At 38.7% G+C, this 1383-nt stretch carries 1 protein-coding gene and 1 tRNA gene; one reads left to right on the plus strand and one right to left on the minus strand.

Annotation, left to right across the window (positions count from 1 at the left end; translation table 11 throughout):
* The coding region (gene queG / locus L4C33_RS22240; protein ID WP_428814552.1) for a tRNA epoxyqueuosine(34) reductase QueG at positions 1 to 686 on the plus strand (686 nt) is incomplete at its 5' end.
* Between the two features lie 583 nt (positions 687 to 1269).
* On the opposite strand, the gene L4C33_RS22245 is transcribed toward queG, so the two are convergent.
* A tRNA-Gly gene (locus L4C33_RS22245) sits at positions 1270 to 1345 on the minus strand.
* Positions 1346 to 1383: the final 38 nt, after the last annotated feature.

Genomic DNA, 1383 nt, shown 5'->3' on the forward strand with positions numbered 1-1383 from the left:
AGGCTGGACTGGGTTGGACTGGTAAACATTCCTTAATTTTGGATAAAGACGCTGGCTCTTGGTTTTTCTTAGGGGAGTTACTAGTAAACATACCGCTTCCTGTAGATACACCAAGCGTGGATGAGTGTGGAAAGTGCACAGCATGTATAACTTCTTGCCCTACGGGAGCCATTGTTGAAGAAGGCATAGTAGATGCGCGTAAATGCATTTCTTACCTGACTATCGAATTTGACGGTGTTATCCCTGAAGAATATAGAGCCGCTATAGGTAACCGTATATATGGTTGTGATGATTGTCAGTTAGTTTGCCCATGGAATCGACATGCAGATATAAGCTCACAGCAAGACTTCCATCGACGTGAAGCTTTTGAACAATCACACCTAGTGACATTGGCAAGTTGGGATGAAGCGACATTCTTAAGAAAGATGGAAGGGTCTGCTATTCGACGTATCGGCCATCACCAGTGGTTACGCAATATCTTTGTCGCAATGGGTAACGCACCTTACCACTCAGAGATAGTCGATTCTCTTGAATCTCATACAGGTAAAAGTAATGTTCTTGATATCCACATTGAGTGGGCTTTACGACAACAAAATAATCAGCTTCCCGAGCCTGTGAATAAGATTACAAATAAAAAGAAGCGACTTATTCGAATCGTTGAGAAAGGCTTACCTAGAGATGCTTAGCTGAAACAGCGTGGTATATAGCTAGCGGTTTCAATGACAAACGTTTCTACACAAAATCAACAAACAATGTTTGATATTGTTCTCAATTTTTGAAATGTGGAAAAAAACAAAACATTCGACTAATTCTAATCATTAGAAATAAGTTAAACACACTCCCAATAAATGACTAGGATCAAAAAACAGTAAGTTAACGATCCTCACAATCTTATCAATCACACAAATAAAATATAAATACCACTTAAAAAACAACAAGTTAAATAGAAATCAGCTTTGTGGTATGGATAAGATAAGTAAAAAGATCTTTTACAATAAGGGATTGATTTTCCGCTGAAACATGTTTATCAACCAAGTTATCCACATAAACAATAATGTGGATAAGTCTGTTAATAGGCGTAGCAAAACGTCAGGTATTAACGATAAATATCTGATGATAGCGAGCATTCCATTTGCTATAGCGAATTTGAGACAAAAAAATATCCACCGAATAGGAGGATTGTTTGCTTATTTTGGGGGCTTATGCTTCTCAGCATTAAAAGAGCAGTGGCTTTTGAGGCCGTATCAAGCGTGAGAGCTTGAAAGAAATTGGAGCGATACATCGGGTTCGAACCGATGACCTCAACCTTGGCAAGGTTGCGCTCTACCAACTGAGCTAGTATCGCATTAGTTAACCGTTAAYTCTTACTAYAAGGCAGTATTC

Origin of the sequence: Vibrio makurazakiensis (assembly GCF_050337375.1) — a bacterium.
Classification (GTDB): domain Bacteria; phylum Pseudomonadota; class Gammaproteobacteria; order Enterobacterales; family Vibrionaceae; genus Vibrio; species Vibrio makurazakiensis.